Annotated in this window: 17 protein-coding genes; 10 read left to right on the forward strand and 7 right to left on the reverse strand. The window is 71.6% G+C overall.

Annotated features, from left to right (window positions below):
* Positions 1–2: 2 nt before the first annotated feature.
* Positions 3–1,670, reverse strand: coding sequence for a PQQ-binding-like beta-propeller repeat protein (locus ABGB14_RS32380; RefSeq protein ID WP_347647626.1), 1,668 nt, complete (start codon positions 1,668–1,670; stop codon positions 3–5).
* A gap of 31 nt (positions 1,671–1,701) precedes the next feature.
* A complete protein-coding gene (locus ABGB14_RS32385) occupies positions 1,702–2,310 on the reverse strand; it encodes a TetR family transcriptional regulator (RefSeq protein ID WP_347647627.1) in 609 nt (202 codons plus the stop codon).
* A 91-nt stretch (positions 2,311–2,401) separates the two neighbouring features.
* Between ABGB14_RS32385 and ABGB14_RS32390 the strand changes: the two genes are divergently transcribed.
* On the forward strand, positions 2,402–3,196 hold the full coding sequence (locus ABGB14_RS32390) for an SDR family oxidoreductase (RefSeq protein WP_347647628.1): 795 nt from the start codon (positions 2,402–2,404) through the stop codon (positions 3,194–3,196).
* On the opposite strand, the gene ABGB14_RS32395 is transcribed toward ABGB14_RS32390, so the two are convergent.
* Positions 3,165–3,659: a DUF5946 family protein gene (locus ABGB14_RS32395; RefSeq protein WP_347647629.1), complete on the reverse strand. Its 495-nt coding sequence runs from the start codon at positions 3,657–3,659 to the stop codon at positions 3,165–3,167. The two genes, ABGB14_RS32390 and ABGB14_RS32395, sit on opposite strands and share 32 nt — an antisense overlap.
* Positions 3,660–3,750: 91 nt before the next feature.
* On the opposite strand from ABGB14_RS32395, the gene ABGB14_RS32400 reads away from it, so the two are divergent.
* Both ABGB14_RS32400 and ABGB14_RS32405 read left to right on the forward strand, forming a co-directional pair.
* Entirely contained in the window at positions 3,751–4,770 is a 1,020-nt protein-coding gene (locus tag ABGB14_RS32400; RefSeq protein ID WP_347647630.1) for a MerR family transcriptional regulator, read from the forward strand.
* Positions 4,771–4,803: 33 nt separating this feature from the next.
* Complete coding sequence (locus ABGB14_RS32405) at positions 4,804–5,799, forward strand: MerR family transcriptional regulator (RefSeq protein WP_347647631.1); 996 nt, start codon at positions 4,804–4,806, stop codon at positions 5,797–5,799.
* A 62-nt stretch (positions 5,800–5,861) separates the two neighbouring features.
* On the opposite strand, the gene ABGB14_RS32410 is transcribed toward ABGB14_RS32405, so the two are convergent.
* Positions 5,862–6,716, reverse strand: a complete 855-nt coding sequence (locus ABGB14_RS32410; RefSeq protein WP_347647632.1) for an SDR family NAD(P)-dependent oxidoreductase — start codon at positions 6,714–6,716, stop codon at positions 5,862–5,864.
* 169 nt (positions 6,717–6,885) lie between these two features.
* Between ABGB14_RS32410 and ABGB14_RS32415 the strand changes: the two genes are divergently transcribed.
* Positions 6,886–7,782: a LysR family transcriptional regulator gene (locus ABGB14_RS32415; protein ID WP_347647633.1), complete on the forward strand. Its 897-nt coding sequence runs from the start codon at positions 6,886–6,888 to the stop codon at positions 7,780–7,782.
* On the opposite strand, the gene ABGB14_RS32420 is transcribed toward ABGB14_RS32415, so the two are convergent.
* Genes ABGB14_RS32420 through ABGB14_RS32430 form a run of 3 tightly spaced genes read right to left on the reverse strand, consistent with a single transcriptional unit; the run spans position 7,779 to position 10,586 of the window.
* Entirely contained in the window at positions 7,779–8,783 is a 1,005-nt protein-coding gene (locus ABGB14_RS32420; protein WP_347647634.1) for a GDSL-type esterase/lipase family protein, read from the reverse strand. The two genes, ABGB14_RS32415 and ABGB14_RS32420, sit on opposite strands and share 4 nt — an antisense overlap.
* A gap of 10 nt (positions 8,784–8,793) precedes the next feature.
* Positions 8,794–9,462, reverse strand: coding sequence for a hypothetical protein (locus ABGB14_RS32425; RefSeq protein ID WP_347647635.1), 669 nt, complete (start codon positions 9,460–9,462; stop codon positions 8,794–8,796).
* Positions 9,384–10,586 carry a glycosyl hydrolase family 28-related protein gene (locus tag ABGB14_RS32430; protein ID WP_347647636.1) on the reverse strand — a complete coding sequence of 401 codons (1,203 nt, stop codon included), beginning with the start codon at positions 10,584–10,586 and terminating at the stop codon, positions 9,384–9,386. The genes ABGB14_RS32425 and ABGB14_RS32430 overlap by 79 nt, the downstream gene beginning before the upstream one ends.
* 208 nt (positions 10,587–10,794) lie before the next feature.
* Between ABGB14_RS32430 and ABGB14_RS32435 the strand changes: the two genes are divergently transcribed.
* The 6 genes from ABGB14_RS32435 to ABGB14_RS32460 are packed head-to-tail and all read left to right on the forward strand — an operon-like array spanning position 10,795 to position 16,996.
* Positions 10,795–11,850: a LacI family DNA-binding transcriptional regulator gene (locus ABGB14_RS32435; RefSeq protein WP_347647637.1), complete on the forward strand. Its 1,056-nt coding sequence runs from the start codon at positions 10,795–10,797 to the stop codon at positions 11,848–11,850.
* Positions 11,847–12,773 carry an ABC transporter permease gene (locus ABGB14_RS32440; protein ID WP_347647638.1) on the forward strand — a complete coding sequence of 309 codons (927 nt, stop codon included), beginning with the start codon at positions 11,847–11,849 and terminating at the stop codon, positions 12,771–12,773. Before ABGB14_RS32435 ends, ABGB14_RS32440 begins: the two co-directional genes overlap by 4 nt.
* Complete coding sequence (locus tag ABGB14_RS32445; RefSeq protein ID WP_347647639.1) at positions 12,770–13,636, forward strand: ABC transporter permease; 867 nt, start codon at positions 12,770–12,772, stop codon at positions 13,634–13,636. Before ABGB14_RS32440 ends, ABGB14_RS32445 begins: the two co-directional genes overlap by 4 nt.
* A gap of 29 nt (positions 13,637–13,665) precedes the next feature.
* Entirely contained in the window at positions 13,666–15,189 is a 1,524-nt protein-coding gene (locus ABGB14_RS32450; RefSeq protein ID WP_347647640.1) for an ABC transporter substrate-binding protein, read from the forward strand.
* Positions 15,186–16,202: an ABC transporter ATP-binding protein gene (locus ABGB14_RS32455; RefSeq protein WP_347647641.1), complete on the forward strand. Its 1,017-nt coding sequence runs from the start codon at positions 15,186–15,188 to the stop codon at positions 16,200–16,202. The genes ABGB14_RS32450 and ABGB14_RS32455 overlap by 4 nt, the downstream gene beginning before the upstream one ends.
* Positions 16,199–16,996, forward strand: coding sequence for an ATP-binding cassette domain-containing protein (locus ABGB14_RS32460; protein ID WP_347647642.1), 798 nt, complete (start codon positions 16,199–16,201; stop codon positions 16,994–16,996). Before ABGB14_RS32455 ends, ABGB14_RS32460 begins: the two co-directional genes overlap by 4 nt.
* Positions 16,997–17,019 lie beyond the last annotated feature (23 nt).

The following is a 17,019-nucleotide window of genomic DNA, read 5'->3' on the forward strand; positions in this document are numbered from 1 at the left end:
GCTCAGCCCAACCCGCTGACCACCCCGGCGACGATCCGCTGGAGATCGTCTTCCTGCCGCGACTGCACCTTGACGACGAAGCGGCCCTTGCGCACGAGGACGACCTCGTCGCTGCTCTTCTGCACCTCGTCGGCGCCGTGGAGGCCCGCCTCGCCGTTGACCAGGCCGTCGGCCTCGGCGGCGGTCGCGGCCACCCACAGCACCTCGGCGATGGCCTGCCCGTCCTTTCCGTGCGCGGAGTAGTTCACGTGGCACCGGCTCCTGGCCAGCTCCTGGGAGCCGATCCTGACCGGCCCCTCCACCATGGGCGTGCGCGCTGTCGTCCTGCCCGGCACGTCCTTCAGCAGGTCGCACGCCTGCGGCCACTCGTCCTTGGCCACGCCGCCCAGCTCCAGCGGGCCGTCCGTGGGGGTGGAGGCGTACGCGACGAGGTCGTCCCCCTTCGACGTGGCCACCAGCAGGTGACCGCCGGCGGTCCCGAGCCACCGCAGGCCGCCGACGTCCGAGTCGAGGCTGAGGGGCAGGGGCATCGTGGCGACCTGTTCCGTCGCCGCGTCGAGGACGGTCAGGCGGGCGGGCAGCAGGGTGCCCCCGAGTTTGGCGCTGACGCCGTACAGCCGCCCGCCGGCCGTGACGGACATGGTGTCGTGGGGCGTGGTCAGGGTGCGTAGCTGCCCGCCGGTCACGTCGATCACCGACAGGGTCACGTCGCGCGACTCGTCGAGATGCATCAGCCCCAGGTCGTCTCCCACGCTCCGCAGCGAGCAGGGAGCAAGGCACCGGCCGATCCCGTTCAGGTTGGCGATCTCGCGGTCGTCGCGGCCGACCAGGGCGCGCGTGTGCTCGTCGAGCTCGATCAGGGTGGCGCCGGCGCGTACGGAGATCCCCACCAGGGAGTCGTCGGACGTGCCGGTGCGCGACCAGAGCGGCTTCCCGTCCGAGGGGTTGAAGGCGTACAGGTAGTGGTCGTCGCGGCAGGACTCCCTGAATACCAGGACGCTGCCGTCGGTGTCGGTGGCCGCCGACCGGGTGCCGACGTCACAGCCGCTCGGCGCGTGGTGCGGCCGGCGCCAGCGTTCCTCGCCCGTGGCGGCGTCGAGGGCCAGGAACTCGTCCGGCTCCTCCTCCTCGTCACGTCCGGAAGGCTCGGCTCTGACCAGGAGTGGTACGACTCCCTCGCCCACGGCCAGGCGCCGGCCGGGCCCGCCGGTGAACGGCTTGCCCTCGTCGTCGCCGCGCTCCCACCGCAGCCGGCCGGTGCCCGCCGCCAGCCCGGTCAGGTGGCTGCCTTCTTCGGATCGCGAGGCGACGACCAGGTCATCCTTGGTGACGGCGAACCCGGTCAGCTCGCGGCCCGGCTCGCGGTAGTGCCACCTCTTCCGGCCGGTGCCCGCGTCGTAGACGTCGAAGCCGTCGGCGCCGGCGACGAAGAGCTGGCCGCCCTCCAGCCTGATCTGGCGATCATCCCCCTGCCCGAGCCCTTTGACGCGCCAGGCCTCCCGCATGACGCCGGGAGCCGGGCCCGCGTCGGTGAGCTGCCGGGGGCCCGCCGTGGCGAACGTCTGCTCGCGCCTGACGTCGGGGACGTCCTCGGCGTCCTCGCCGAGGAGCGAGCAGCCGGTGGTCAGCAGCAGCAGGCCCGCCGCCGCGTATATCCGCCACGATGACATACGTCGAGAGGGTAGCGGCGGGGGAGCACCCTCAGTGCCTGTCACCTTCCGGGGAGGCGGCGAGCCGGCGCGCGACTTCGATCACCGTGTCGCGGCGGCGGGTCAGGGCGGCCCGGTCGCTCTCCTCGTCCAGGATGGAGCGGCACATCCGGGGCACGGCGAAGTTCCAGGCGATCAGTCCCATGATGGTGAACAGCAGGTCCTGGGCGGCGCGGACGCGCTCTTCCTCAGGGAGGTGGTGGCCCACGCCCCCTTCCACGAGGTGGTGCACCTTCCGGCGGAAGCCGTCATGGCGCTCGCGCTCGCCCTCCTCGTGTTCGCATGGGGCCTCGAGCGCCTCCCACAGCAGCAGCCTGATCAGCTCCGGGTGTTCCTGATACCAGTCGAACATCTGCCCGGCCGACTCGGCCACCGCGTCGGGGGTGATGGAGATGGATATGCGCACCTCGTCCAGCTTCGCCCGCAGAACGGCGGCGAACAGCTTCTCCTTGCCGCCGTAATAGAGGTAGATGGCCTGCTTGTTGGCCCTGGCGTTCGTCGCGATCCGGTCGACCCTGGCTCCCGCCAGACCGTGCTCCGCGAACTCTGCGGCGGCGGCGTCGAAGATCCGCCGTCTGGTGTCCTCCGCGTCGTAGGCCATGGAGGAATTAAACCATCCAGTTGACTTCGGGCGGCCCTGGCGGCAGGATCAGTAAAACAACTGGATGGTTTATTTACTGAAGGGTCTTTCCATGAGCGCTGCGCCTCCCATCCCCGTCCGTTCCCCGCTGCCCGGCTCCCTCTCCGGCGCCACCGCCGTCCTCATCGGCGCGAGCTCGGGCATCGGGCTGGCCGCGGGCGCCCTGCTGCGTTCCGTCGGCGCCAGGGTCGTGCTGGTCGGCCGCGACCCCGACCGGCTCAAGGCCGCGGTCTCCCGGGTGCGGAGCGCGAGCCGGGCCGACGCCCCCGACGACGCCGTGATGGGCGTTCCCGGCGACGGCGCGGACGAGCAGACCCTCGCCGAGGTCTTCGACCGGGCCGGCCCGGTCGACCACGTGCTCGTCACCGCCGGCGGCATCAGCGGCGCCGGCCCTGTGGCCGGGCTGTCGGCCGACGCCGTCCGCGCAACCTTCGACTCCCGCCTCGGGGCCGCCTTCGCCGCCGCCCGCGCGGCGGCGACCCGGCTTCCCGCGGGTGGCTCGCTCACGTTCAGCTCGGGGATCCTCGTGGTCCGCCCCGCGCCCGGGATGACCGCCCCCCTGGCGGTCACCGGCGCCGTGGAGACCCTCACCCGCGCGCTCGCGGTGGAGCTCGCCCCCGCACGGGTGCGCGTGAACACCGTCCGTTTCGGCCGGATCGACACCCCGCTGCTGCGCTCGCTGCCGGGGCTGGACTCCGACGAGGCGATCGCCGCCGCCGGGTCGACCGCTCCGCTCGGCCGCTTCGGCACCGCGGAGGAAGCCGCCGCCACAGCCCTCTTCCTCATGGCCAACAACTACGTCACCGGCCAGATCATCACCGTCGACGGCGGCGAGGTCCTGACCTGACTTGGCGGCTGCGCCGGCCCCATGCCGTGACGGCGGCCCGCGCCCAGGCCTGTTCGCGTTCCTCGAACCCCTCCGCGGGGAAGGTGCCGTCCACGGCGACGTCCTCGATGGTGACGGCGTAGCCCGTGGGCGGCGCTCCGGCCTCGGGGAACGGCGGCGCCCCCGGGAAGTCCTCGACGACGGGTTTGCGCCCGCCGTACCGGTGTGAGTTGAGCCGCCGGGCCCGCTGGGTGCCGTGATGCATCGCCTCGACCCCGTCACGCAGGTACATGTGCAGCAGGGCCCAGTAGAAGGACGGGCCTCCGTCGACGGCCCGCCCGGGATGCTGGAAGAAGTAGCAGCTCACCGAGACGGCGTGGAGGGGCGACCACGGCTCGCGCCGCGAGAAGTCGAGGATCAGCAGCCGGTGGAACAGCTCCTCACACCGGTCGCCGGCGGCGCCGCACTCCGTACATGTGGCCATCTGTTCACGGTTGCGCATGTCGGACCGGCACGGCAACCAGGTTTTCCGGCGGTCTTGCATCTCAAGTCGCTTGAGCTCCCATAGTGGCGGCATGGACGACAACGAGCTGTACCCGATCGGGGACGTGGCCCGCAGGACCGGGCTGAGCGTCAGCGCCATCCGCTACTACTCCGACGCCGGGATCATCGCGCCCACCCGCGTGACCGAGGCGGGCCACAGGCTGTACGACATCCGCGCCATCGCGCAGCTGGAACTCGTCCGCACCCTCCGCGACCTGGGCACCGGGCTGCACGACGCCCGCCGGCTGCTCGGCGGTGAGACAACCCTGCACGACCTCGTCGTGACGCACCTGGAGCTGGTCGAGCGCCAGGAGCGGGACCTGCGGGCGAGAAGGGCGGTGTTGAGGACGCTGGTCAAGCAGGGCGGCACGGCCGCGCAGGCGGCTCTGATGCACAAGCTCGTCTCGATGTCCGACGAGGAGCGCGAGCGGCTCGTCGACGACTTCTGGAACGAGGTCGGCGACGGTCTCGACGTCAACCCCGACTTCGTCGACCGGTTGCGGGAGGTGCGGCCCCATCTGCCGGAGGATCCAAGCGCCGCCCAGCTCGAAGCCTGGATCGAGCTGGCCGACCTGGTCCGGGACGAGGAGTTCCGCCGCGCGGTCCGCTCCTACCTCCAGGACGCGTTCTCCACGCCCCCGGGACGGCTCATGGCCGCCACACCGGTGCAGGACTTCATCTACGGGTCGGGGACGACGATCATGCGGGAGATCATGGACGCGTACCGTTCCGGGCTGCCCGCGGACGCGCCGCGTTCGCAGGAGCTGGCCGTCCGCCTCGTGGAGGCGGCCGCCCCGCTCGGCGGCCGCCAGGCCACCGTCGAGCTCCGGCGCGAGATGGCCGCGAAGTTCATCGAGGTCGACGAGCTCCTCCGCGAGGAGCCGCCGCTCGACGATTCCCGATTCGACCACACCCATGGCAGGTACCTGTCCCTGGTGTCCGCGATCAACGGGACACCTTCCGCCACGGACGAGCAGGCCATGCCCTTCGCTTGGATCTCGGCGGCCCTCCGCGCTTCGCTCCCGCGTACGAGCCTGCCGGGCGGGGCTTGAGTCTCAAGCCGCTTGAGACTCCATAGTTGCGGCATGGACGACGACGAGCTGTACGCCATCGGGGACGTGGCCCGCAGGACCGGGCTGAACGTCAGCACCATCCGCTACTACTCCGACGCCGGCGTCATCGACCCGACACGTGTGAGCGAGGCGGGCTACCGCCTCTACGACGTCCGCGCCATCGCGCGGCTGGAACTCATCCGCACCCTTCGCGACCTGGACGCCGGGCTGGACGACATCCGCCGGCTGCTCGGCGGTGAGACGTCGCTGCACGATCTTCTCGTGACGCACCTGGAGCTGGTCGAGCGCCAGGAGCGGGACCTGCGGGCGAGAAGGGCGGTGTTGAGGACGCTGGTCAAGCAGGGCGGCACGGCCGCGCAGGCGGCTCTGATGCACAAGCTCGTCTCGATGCCCGACGAGGAGCGCGAGCGGCTCGTCGACGACTTCTGGAACGAGGTCGGCGAGGGCCTCGACGTGCCGTCCGGCTTCGTCGACCGCCTGCGGACGATGCGGCCGCGGCTGCCGGAGGATCCCAGCGCCGCCCAGCTCGAAGCCTGGATCGAGCTGGCCGACCTGGTCCAGGGCGAGGAGTTCCGCCGCGCGGTCCGCTCCTACCTCCAGGACACGTACGGCGCCTTCCCGGGGAGAAGCCTGGCCGCCGCGCCGGTGTGGGACTTCATCCACAAGGACGGCGCGAAGATAGGGGAGGAGCTCGTGGCGGCGTACCGATCGGGGATGGCGCCGGACTCGCCACGGGCGCGGGAGCTGGCCGTCCGCATGGCGAGCGCCGCCGCCGAGGCCATGGACGCGCAGTCCACGACCGAGCAGCGTGAGCGGCTCGCCAGGGCTTTCCTCCTCGTCGAGCAACTGCGGCGCGAGGACTCCCAGGAGGAGGAGCGGTACGACGCCACCCACGGCAGGTACCTGTCCCTGGTGGAGCTGATCAACGACACCCCGCCAAGCACGGGCGAGGACGATCCGGCGATCTTCACGTGGATCGCCTCGGCCCTTCGCGCCTCGGCCCGGTGACCCACGGAGGGTGCGCGGCCCGTCGCAACCCGGGAGAAGCGGCTCAGCCGCCGACGGTGTCGTCAGCCGGCGAGGAGCCCGGGAGTCCACGCGCGTACGGCCGCCGCCACGTCCTCCGTCAGGTGCTGGCGCAGGCTGTCGTCGGGAGCGCCCGACGGGCCGATCAGCGCACCCGTACCGTGCGAGGGGCCGGTGCAGGCGGCGAGAACGGCGGCCGCGGCCTCCGCCACCGGGCGGGTGACCCACTCCTGGACCTGGTCCCAGAGCGGTCGCATCTGAGGCGGCAGGATGTCGATCGTCATCTGCGCCGCGTTGGGCGTCGCGGCGGGTCCCGGGTCGACGGCCACGACCTGCGTGCCCTGGCCGTCCAGCCGCTCGGCGAGGTCCATCGTGTAGGCGAGGTGGGCGAGCTTCGCCCGGCCCGTCGCGGCCATGCCGTAGTAGGGCCCCGGCGGCTCCGCCTCCTCGAACACCGGCACCGCGGCCATGATGGCGGAGGAGGTCACGTTCACGATGCGGCTGGGCGCGCCGGCCTTGAGCGCGTCCAGAAGGGCCTCGGTCAGCACGTACGGCGACAGGTGGTTGAGCATCAGGCTCGCCTCGATGCCGTCGGCGCCCTCCCAGCGCCGGGTCCACATGCCGCCCACGTTGTTGACCAGCAGGTGCAGGGGGCCTTCCGCGGCCAGCCGATCCGCGAGCGCGCGGGTGCCGGACAGGGAGGAGAGGTCGGCGCGGAGGAAACGGCCCGCGGGGCGCCCCGCTGCCGCCTCCAGCCGGGCCGTCGCGGCGGCGCCGCGGTCGGCGTCGCGGCCGACGACGGTGACGTCCCAGCCCCGTGCCGCCAGCCCCGCGGCCGTCTCCAGGCCGATCCCGCCGGTTCCCGCGGTCACGATCGCCTTGCGGGCATGCTCAGACATGCGTCATCCAATCAAGAGGGTGAACGGGTGCCGCGGGTGAGGTCGCGGGCCGAAGGGGCTCCGCGCCGCGGCGCCTGTCCAGCACACACCGGCCAGCCGGGGAAGGGAAGGTCCGATGCGGCAGACCGCCATGTCGCAGCGGCATAGCCGCACGTGAGAGACTGCGCGCGTGGCTGATGTGGAGATTCGCCAGTTGCGTTACTTCATCGCGGTGGCCGAGGAACGCAACTTCACCAGAGCCGCCGCCCGGCTCGCCATGACCCAGCCCGCGCTCTCACGCGCCATCCGCGCCCTGGAGCGGGACGTCGGAGCCCCACTGCTCGTCCGAGCCCCCGGCGACGTGAGCCTGACCTCCGCGGGGGAGGTCCTGCTGGGCGAGGCCAGGGGCCTGGTCTCCCAGGCCGGGCACGCCATGTCACGGGCGCGCAGGGCGGCGGGGACGCGGTCTCCGCTGACGGTGACAGGGCCCGGCTGCGACGCCTGGCTGCTCGACGAGCTCGTGCACGCGTACAACGAGACCCTGCCGCTGATGCCAGGACGTGTGGTGGTCGGCAACGCGGACGACCAGTTCGACCAGTTGCGCTCCGGCGCGGCCGACCTCGCGCTGCTGCGCGCGTCGCTCGACGACGAGACGCTGGAGAACGTGGTCCTGCACATGGAACAGGTGCACGTGCTGCTCGCGGCGTCACATCCGCTGGCCGGCAGCGAATCGATCGCCACGGCGGACCTGGCGGACGAGCAGGTGGTGCGCTGGCGGGGGAACAACCTCCAGCGCATGGCCGCCGAGCTCTGGCCGGACGGGCTGCCGGGGCGTCCGGGGCCGGTGGTGAGCGACGGCATGCAGATGCTGTCGGTCGTCCGCCTGGGGCAGGCCGTCGTCCTGTGCACGCCCCGCGCGGCGGCGGCGACGGGATCGGCGGACGTCAGGGCCGTCCCGCTCAGCGACGGGCCGCCGGTGCCGCTACGCCTGGCCTGGCTCCGCGACCACTCCCAGGTGCGGTCCGTACGCCGGTTCGCCCACCACAGCCTCGCCGTCTGCGCGCAGCCGGGACGGGCAGGCGGCTAGGGCTCGGGCGCGAGGGCCGCCAGGCGGGGGGCGAGCCGCCCGGCCATGAGGCGGTATCCGTCGGCGCTGGGATGCAGGCCGTCGGGGAGCAGGAGGTGAGCGTCGCCGGCTCCGAAGACGCCGGGCCCGTCGACGAGGTGGAGGTCGCTCTCGCCGCATCGGCGCAGCGTGGTCACGGCGTCCGTGACGGCGCCGCGGACATCGTCCAGGGTCATCATCGCCTGGTTGGGCAGCCGCTCACGGCTCGGCGAGACGATCGGCGAGATCACGGCGACGGGCGCCCGCGGATGCGCGTCGCGAACCGCCTGGATGAACCCCGACACCTGGCCGGTGAGCGTCCGCGGGCCGAGACCGGCGCTGCCGTAGACGTTGATGCCAAGACACAGCGAGATCAGGTCCGCGGGCGTACGCGCGATGGCCCTGGCGGCGATGGGATCGAGGTGGCACTCGCCGGCGAAGCCGAGGCAGGTGAGGTCCCAGCCGAGGCGCCGGGCGACGAGAGCCGGCCACGTCTCGCCGGGGCCGGCGGCCGAGCGGCACTGCGTGATCGAGCTTCCGTACGTGACCCAGCGCAGCCCCTCGTCGGCGGCGGTGGCGTACGTCGCGCCGTGCAGGACGAGGGGCCCGGTCCGGATCTCGCCGAACTGGGGCAACCACACCTCGACGGCCTTGGGCCCGGGCGGCAACGCGACGTGGCTCGTCGCCGCCCCCGCCGTCAGCGCCGTCCGCCGCCACAGCGCGCCGTCCACGACGACGTCCAGCGACGTCACATCGTCGTCCACCGCGTGGGTACGCAGTTCCAGTGCGGTCGCGTCGGTTCGGACGACCGCGCGGACGCCGGCGGGCATCCGCGCACGCGTGACCAGGCCTGGAGCGTGGGCGGTGGCGATCCGGTCCGGTGGCAGCCGCCACGGTTGCCATGAGCCGCCCTCCTCGGTCCAGGCCAGGCAGCCCCGCCAGACGTCCGGCCGGGCGTCGGGAGCGAGCCGGATCGCCTCCACGCGAGCCGGGTCAGACTTCGGCGCCGAGCACGACGTTCCGCCAGGATTCACCGTCGGAGAGTGCGAGGCCGCGCTTGCCGGTCTTGGGATCGCGGATCATGATGATTCCTCCGGTGTGGCCGGCCGCGTCCGGCAGCGTGTCGGGCGCCTGCTCGGCCAGGGCCACCTGGTGCGCGTACACGGTTCGCATCCGCCGGTCCGCGCTGCCCAGATCGCGTGCGTTGTCGGCGGGCGGGACCAGCCCGGTGGCGCTGGAGGTCATGGAGACCAGCCCGTTGGTGTTCGTGGTCGAGCAGAGCAACTCGGTGGCGGCCGATCCCGACTGGTTGACCGGGACCACCCGCAGCCCGCCCTTGACGCCCGGGTTGGCGTTGTTGCCCTCCACGACGAACGAGCCGTAGTGGTCCTCGCCCACCGTGGGCTTCTCGGTCGAGGTGCTGACCACCTTCGCCGCCGCTCCCAGCGGCTGGGCGACCTCCATCCGGTTGAACCGGCCCGGTTCGGCCTGCACGAACGAGTCGGCCGCCACCGGGCCCGCGACCAGCGGCACGTGCGCGGAGGCGTTGCCGATGACGTGTGACTCGTGCAGCCCGCCCGTGGTCATGATCGGCGGGCGGTCGGCGGGGTCGGCCGAGATGACGTTGCCGATGACGCTGAACGCGCTCGCCTTCCCGGCCACCCTGATCGCGGCGGCATCGGATTTGCCGTCGAGGTCCAGTGGTCGAACGAGTTGTTCGCGATGGTGATCTTGCTGGCGTCGTTCTCGAACCGGATCGGGGAGTGGTTGAGCCAGTTGAAGGTGTTCCCGCTGATGGTGACGTTCTGCGCCTTGACGCCGCTGGAGAACTGGATGGCGCTCGGGCCGTCGTTCAGCGGCGGTTCGAGCCCGCCGAGGACGTTGTCGGCGATGGTCAGGTTGTGGCCCCCGCTGGTGATCTCGATGATCGGCCCGTTGTCGCTTTTCTCCACCATGTTGCCGCTGATGGTGGAGTTGGTGAGGCTGCCGATCAGCAGGCGCCGGCCGATGTCGAGCAGGTTGCCCTGGATGATCGCGCCGCGGAAGTCGGCGTCCTCGGCTCCCTCGGTGACGATGGCCTGGAACGGGCTGTGGAAGTGGTTGTTGGTGATGAGCCACTTGCGCAACCCGTACGGCGGGACGTGCACGCCGCCGCCGTCGACGCCCTCGGTGGGCCAGGCGAGGCTGATGCCGGTGGTGCAGAGGGCGACGAGGTTGTGCGAGAAGTACAGCCCGCGGCCGACGTGCTCGACGGCGAGCTCGAACGAGATGAACGTGCACTCCAGGATGGCGGCGTCGGTGTCGTCGGTGTTGACCTCGCCGGCGAAGCGCAGCGCCCGGTTGTTCTCGGTCTTGGCGGGGGCGACGAAGGCGAGGCCGTGAATCGCGGCGAGCGAGCACCGCACGTCGATGCCCACGCCGTCGTGCTCCACCTGGATGATGGACGCGCGGTTCGTCATGGTGCTGTAACCGCGCAGCTGGATGCGGTTGTAGTTCTCGCCGGGCTGGTCGGGGATGACGACGGTCCGGGTGATCCGGTAGGTGCCCGGCGGGAAGACGACGATCCGGTACTGCGTGCGCTGGGCGTTGATGGCCTGCTCGATGGCCTCGGTGTCGTCGTGCTTCCCGTCGGCCAGCGCGCCGAACTGCTGGGGCGTGACGATCTCCGGCGGGTCCGCGGTCGCGGCGGCCACGGGGGAGGCCCTCCATGACGCGGTGGCCGCGGCCGCGCCCAGTGCCGCACCGCCGATCCGTAAAAGCGCTCGACGATCGGTGCCCTCGGGCATGGCCTCTACCTCCTGTGATGCGAGTTGATACGTATAGATCGTGGATCGTACAGACGTCATATGCGGCTTACAAGAGGCGGAAGATGCCCGTTCTGCGCCTGCTTTGCGACACCTCGACGTAATCTTGGGGAAATTTTCCCCTTGTGTGCACCCCCTTTTGGTCCCTAGAGTGCCTCGGAGTCGTTACGTATTAGTCAAGTGGATCGCCATGCGCAAACGAGCGGGGCCCCGTCGCCCCACCCAAGTCGAGATCGCCCAGCGGGCCGGAGTCTCCCAGGCCACGGTCTCCCTCGTGCTCAACGGGGGCCCGGGCGGGCCCGTGGCCGAGGAGACCCGCCGACGGGTCCAGCAGGCGATCGAAGACCTGGGGTACGCCGCCAACCCCGCCGCCCGCGCGCTGCGCGGGATGACCGTCAAGACCATCGGGCTCTACACGTTCGAATCGGTGTTCCCGGTCGACCAGCGAGACTTCTACCACCCGTTCCTGCTCGGAGTGGAGGAGGAGGCGGCGCGGCTCGGCTACGACCTGCTGCTGTTCACCTCGGCCAACACCGCCCAGGGCGGGGTCTACGCCAGAGGACGCAACGCGCTGCTGAAGGCCGACGGCTGCGTCCTGCTGGGCCGGCACATCTCGCGTGACGACCTGGCGAACCTGGCCAAGGAGAACTTCCCGTTCGTCTTCATCGGCCGGCGCGACATAGAGGGGACGGAGCTGTCCTACGTCGCCCCCGACTACGTCACCCCGACCGCGGCCCTCGTGGAGGAGCTGGCCGCCCTCGGACACCAGCGGATCCTGCTCCTGCGGCAGACCGACGGCGCCGAACCGGGCGACGATCGCGAGCTCGGCCTGCGGCAGGGGGCGCAGGCCGCGGGCCTGCGCCCCGATGACCTCGTCGTCGCGTTCTCCTCCGGCGCCGAGGACATCGGCACGGACCGGGTCGCCGGCTGGGTCCGGGAGGGGATCACGGCGGTCGTGGTCGAGCCCTCCGAGGACAACGCCACCGGCCTCGCCCTGGCCGACGTCGCCGAGGCGGCCGGACTGCGCATCCCGGACCACCTGTCGGTCGCCTTCCTCGGCTCCGCACCGCCGCCGACCGCGACCAGGATCTGGACGTCGTTCGAGATACCACGGGTGGAGATCGGCCGGGCCGCGGTGCAGCTGCTGGTCAACCTGCTCGAAGGCGCGGAGCAGCCGCCCCTCCAGCTGGTCGTGCCGTGCACGGACGTGCGCGGCAACTCGATCAGCCGGGTGGTGCGGCGATGACCAGGTACGCGTTGCGCACGGCGGCGACCGGCGTCCTGATCATCTTCGGGGCCGCCACCCTGGTGTTCTTCATCATGCGGGCCGCCCCCGGGGACCAGGCTCTGGTGCTGCTCGGACCGGACGCCACGGCGGCCGAGGTGGCGGCCGCCCGGACCCGGCTCGGCCTGGACCAGCCGCTGCCGATCCAGTACTGGCACTACCTGACCCAGCTGGCGACGCTCGACTTCGGAGAGTCCTACCGCTTCGGGCAGCCGGCGGTCGAGCTGGTGCTGTCCCGGCTGCCCGCCTCGGTGGAGCTCACCCTGACCGCGACCGTCATAGCGATGGCGGGCGTCGTGCTCGGCGCCCTGGCCGGCGCCCATCGCGGCCGGTGGATCGACCGCGGGATCTCCGGTTTCGCCCTGACCCTCTACTCCATGCCGCCGTTCTGGATCGGGATCATGCTGATCCTGGTGATGGCGTTGCAGCTCCGGCTGCTCCCCAGCGCCGGCGTCGGCACCCCGGCCCACATCGTGCTCCCGGCGCTCACGCTCGCGGCCCCCTTCACCGCGCTCCTCACCCGGATCACCCGGAGCAGCGTCGCCGACACCATGGCGGAGCCCTACGTGCAGCGGGCGTACGCCAAAGGGCTCAGCACACGCGAAGTGGTGACCGGACACGTGGTACGCAACGCGGCGACCCCCGTGGTGACCGTGGGGGCGCTGCACGTGAGCACGCTGCTGGGCGGCGCGGTGATCGTGGAGAGCGTCTTCACCTGGCCCGGTCTCGGCTCGTTGCTGGTGACGGCGGTCACCAACCGCGACTACTCGATCGTGCAGGCCGCCGTGCTCCTCATCGCGGTCATCGTGGTCTGCTGCAACGTCGCGGCGGACCTGATCGCCGCCCGGCTCGATCCGCGAGTCCGCCTGGGGGCACGCGCATGAGTGCGATAACCGTCCGGCCGCGGTTGTGGCCCGTCCGCCTGAGGTCCACGCCGACCGTCGCCACGATCGCCACCGTGGTGCTCGCCGGCTACCTGCTCGTCGGCCTGATCGGCCCGTTGCTGATCGCGTACGACCCGGTGGCGACCAGCGTGGCGGACCGGCTGCTGCCGATCGGGGCGGCGCGAGCGGATGGCACGGTCGCCCTGCTGGGCACCGACGGCGCCGGCCGCGACATGCTCGGCCAGCTCGTCTACGGCGCCAGGACGTCGATCATCATCGGGATCTCCGTGGTGGCCGCCTGCCTGGTGGTGGGGCTGGCCTTCGGGACGCTCGCCGGTTACCTCGCCGGCTGGACCGACGTCGCGATCTCCCGGCTGATCGACGTCCTGATGGCCTTCCCCGGCATCCTGCTGGCGATCGTGATCGCCGGCCTCTTCGAGCGCAGCATGCTGGTCGTGGTCCTGGCGTTGTCGGTGGCCGGCTGGGTCGGCTTCGCCAGGCTCGCCCGTGGCCTCACCCTCTCGCTGCGCGAACGGCCCTATGTCGACGCGGCGCGGCTGATCGGGGTCGCCACCCCGGTCGTGATCATCCGGCACGTCATCCCGTTCGTCATCGGCCCGGTGACCGCGTTGGCGACCACGGAGTTCGCCGGCGCGGTGCTGTCCGAGGCCGGACTCAGCTTCCTGGGCCTCGGCCTGCCCTCGGCCACGGTCTCCTGGGGCCAGGTCATCGCTCATGGCAAGGACTATCTGGACACCGCCTGGTGGATCTCCGCGCTACCGGGGCTGGCGCTGACCGGCCTCGTGGTGAGCACGGGCCTGCTCGGCGACCATCTCACCCAGCGTCTCGGCGCCAGCCGCTGACGGCTCAGCCAATGTCAGGAAGGATTCCCATGAGGCCCGTTCGGCTTCGTCGTGCGGTGGCCCTCGCCGCCGCGACAACATCCATCGTCGGGCTGGTGGCCTGCAGCACCACCACCGGCGGCTCGCCGACCGGTGGCGCCGTGCAGCAGGATCTGGCCGTCGCCGTCTGGACGCCGATCGAGAATCTCGACCCCCACGGCGCGTCCGCGATGGACAACGGCACCCAGGTGGCGGCCAAGGCGATCTTCAGCGCGCTGGTCCGCACGGCGGGGAAGGGCTCGTTCGAGGGCGTGCTCGCCGAGTCGTGGCAGGCCAACGAGGACGCCACGGAATGGACGTTCACGCTGCGGAACAACGTCAAGTTCTCCGACGGCACGCCGGTCACCAGCGCCGACGTCGTCGCCTCGTTCGAGCGGCTGCTGGCGCTCAAGGGCGCGATGGCCAGTAACTATGCCGGCCACAAGGCCAAGGAGAGCGGTGCGGACAAGGTCGTCATCACGGCCGAGGACCCTGATCCCGCGCTGCTCGGCAAGCTCATCACCTTCTACGTCACCCCCGCCGCGCACCAGGACGGCGATTGGGCCAAGCCGATCGGCTCCGGCCCGTTCGTCGTCGAGAAGTTCACGCCGGGCCAGAGCCTGGTGCTCGCCCCCAACCCCGGCCACTGGCGCGGCAAGCCGGCGCTGAACCGCCTGGAACTGCGCAGCATCCAGGAGATGGCGGCGCGGATGACCGCGCTGAAGACCGGCGAGGTGGACCTGACGTGGGCGGTCCCCGACGACCAGTTGCCCGGTCTGAAGGGCGACTCCGATCTCGTGGTCGACAAGGACTCGGGCAGCGGCGTCATCACCATGTGGATGAACGGCTCGGAGAAGGGCCTCAAGGAGGCCGCTGTCCGGCGCGCGCTGTGGGAGGCGGTCGACTTCGCCACCATCATCAAGTCGCTCTTCCCCGAGACGGGTTCGCCGGCGAACTCCGTGGTGACCCCCAACGTGCTCGGCTACGCGCCGCAGACTCCGGTGACGTACGACCCGGCCGCGGCCAAGAAGGCGCTGGACGACGCCGGCTGGGACTACGACCAGACGATTCAGATGCAGTTCTCCCAGCCGCAGTTCCAGCAGTTCGCCGACGCGGTGGCGAGCGACCTCGCGAAGATCGGGGTCAAGGCCGAGCCCACCCAGAAGGAGGCGGCGGTCTTCCTGCAGGATCTGCTGGCGCTGAAGTGGGACCTGAACATCCAGCAGCTCGGCACCGCCGGCTTCGACGCGGCGACCAGCCTCGGCCGGTTGTACACCTGCGCGGCCAAGCGCACGGGCTACTGCAACCCCGACCTCGACAAGCTGCTGGCCCAGGCGGGCTCGACCAGCGACACCGCCAAGCGCCAGGAGCTGTACGCGCAGGCCAACAAGGTCATCTGGGATGACGCGGTCGGTATGTACCCCATGTTCGTGCGGAACCTGTACGTCCGGAACAAGTCCGTGCAGGGCCTCGCCATTCCCCCCGACCTCACGCCGGACTTCTCCACCGTCAGGATCGGCAACGGCGCATCATGAACCGCTCCTCGAACGTCACCGATCCGGTGCCGGCGGAGCTCGACCCGGAGCAGGCGCCGCTGCTCCAGGTCGAGCACCTGTCCATCGACCTGCCCGGCCCGTCCGGGCCGGTCCGCGTGGTGGACGACGTCTCGTTCACCGTCGCCGCGGGCCGGACCACCGGCCTGATCGGCGAGTCGGGCAGCGGCAAGACGATGACGGCGAGCGCGATCATCGGCCTGCTGCCGGCCGGCGCGGCGGTCTCCGGCCGGCTGCTGTGGCACGGCGAGGACATGGCCGCCATGGCGGAGCAGGACCGCCGCCGGCTGCGCGGGCGCGGCATCGCCATGATCTTCCAGGACCCCCAGGCGGCGCTGGACCCGACGCAGACGATCGGCCGGCAGGTCGGCGAGATCCTGCGGCGCGGCGGGATGCCCGCGAAGGAGGTGCGCAGAACCGTGATCGACCTGCTCGACCGGGTGGGCGTCCCGGACCCGGAGAAGCGGCACGCGCAATATCCCCACCAGTATTCGGGCGGGCTGCGACAGCGGGCCATGGTGGCGACGGCGCTCGCCGGCTCGCCGGAGCTCATCCTCGCCGACGAACCGACGACGGCGCTCGACGTCACCGTGCAGGCCCGCATCCTCGCCCTGCTGAGGCGCGTCCGCGACGAGGAGGGCATGTCCATGCTGCTGGTCAGCCACGACCTGCGAGTGATGGCACACGTGGCGGACGAGGTCGTCGTCATGTACGCCGGCCGCATCTGCGAGGTCGGCAGCGGCAGGGAAGTGCTCAACAGCCCGGCGCACCCGTACACGCGGGCGCTCGTGGTGAGCGTCCCGGCCGTACGCAGCAAGACGGCCATCGCCGAGCCGCTGCCGGGCAGCCCGGCGAGCCCGGCGGAACGCCCGAGCGGATGCCCCTTCCACCCGCGGTGCGCCAAGGCGCAGGCCCGGTGCGCGAGCGAGGTGCCGCTGATGCGGCAGGTCGCCGCCGGCCGGCAGGTCGCCTGCCACTTCCCGGAGGAGACGTGAGCGCATCGGCTCTGGTCGAGGTCAGCGACCTCGTGGTCAACTTCCACACCCGGCGAGAGCGCAGGCGCGGCACCGCGCCGAACGCCGTCGACGGCGTCTCCTTCGCCCTCCGCCCTGACGAGACCCTGGCGATCGTCGGGGAGTCCGGCTCGGGCAAGACCACGGTCGCCCGCTGCGTCGTCGGGCTCCAGGCACACCAGGAAGGCGCGGTCCTGTTCGACGGGGCTCCGGTCGGCCCGGTGGCGAAGCGGTCACCGGCGACCCGGCGGGCGATCCAGATGGTCTTCCAGGACCCCGCCGCCTCGCTCAATCCCAGGATGAGCGTCCGGTCCATCATCGCCGAGACCTGGCGGACCCACCCGTCGGCCGCTCCGGACGGCCGCTCATGGGATGCCGCGATCGGCGAGCTGCTCGCGGACGTCGGCCTCGACGCCGACGTCGCCACCCGGCGGGCCACGGCCCTGTCCGGCGGGCAGTGCCAGCGGGTCAGCATCGCCCGCGCGCTCGCCCTGCGTCCTCGGCTGCTCGTCTGCGACGAAGCCGTCTCGGCGCTCGACGTCTCGGTGCAGTCGCAGATCCTGCGGCTGCTGGCCGGCCTGCGCGCCGCCCGCGGGCTCGCCATCCTCTTCATCACCCACGACCTCGGGGTGGTCCGGCAGATCGCGGACCGGGTGGCGGTCATGCACCAGGGCAGCCTGGTCGAGACGGCGACCGCCGACGACCTGTTCGAGCGGCCCGGCCATCCGTACACCAGGAAACTTCTCGACGCCGCCCTTGACCTCGAGGGCGCCTGAATTCACATGCAACCAGGGGGAAC

This window comes from Nonomuraea sp. B10E15, from assembly GCF_039871615.1.
In the GTDB taxonomy this organism is placed as follows: Bacteria; Actinomycetota; Actinomycetes; order Streptosporangiales; family Streptosporangiaceae; genus Nonomuraea.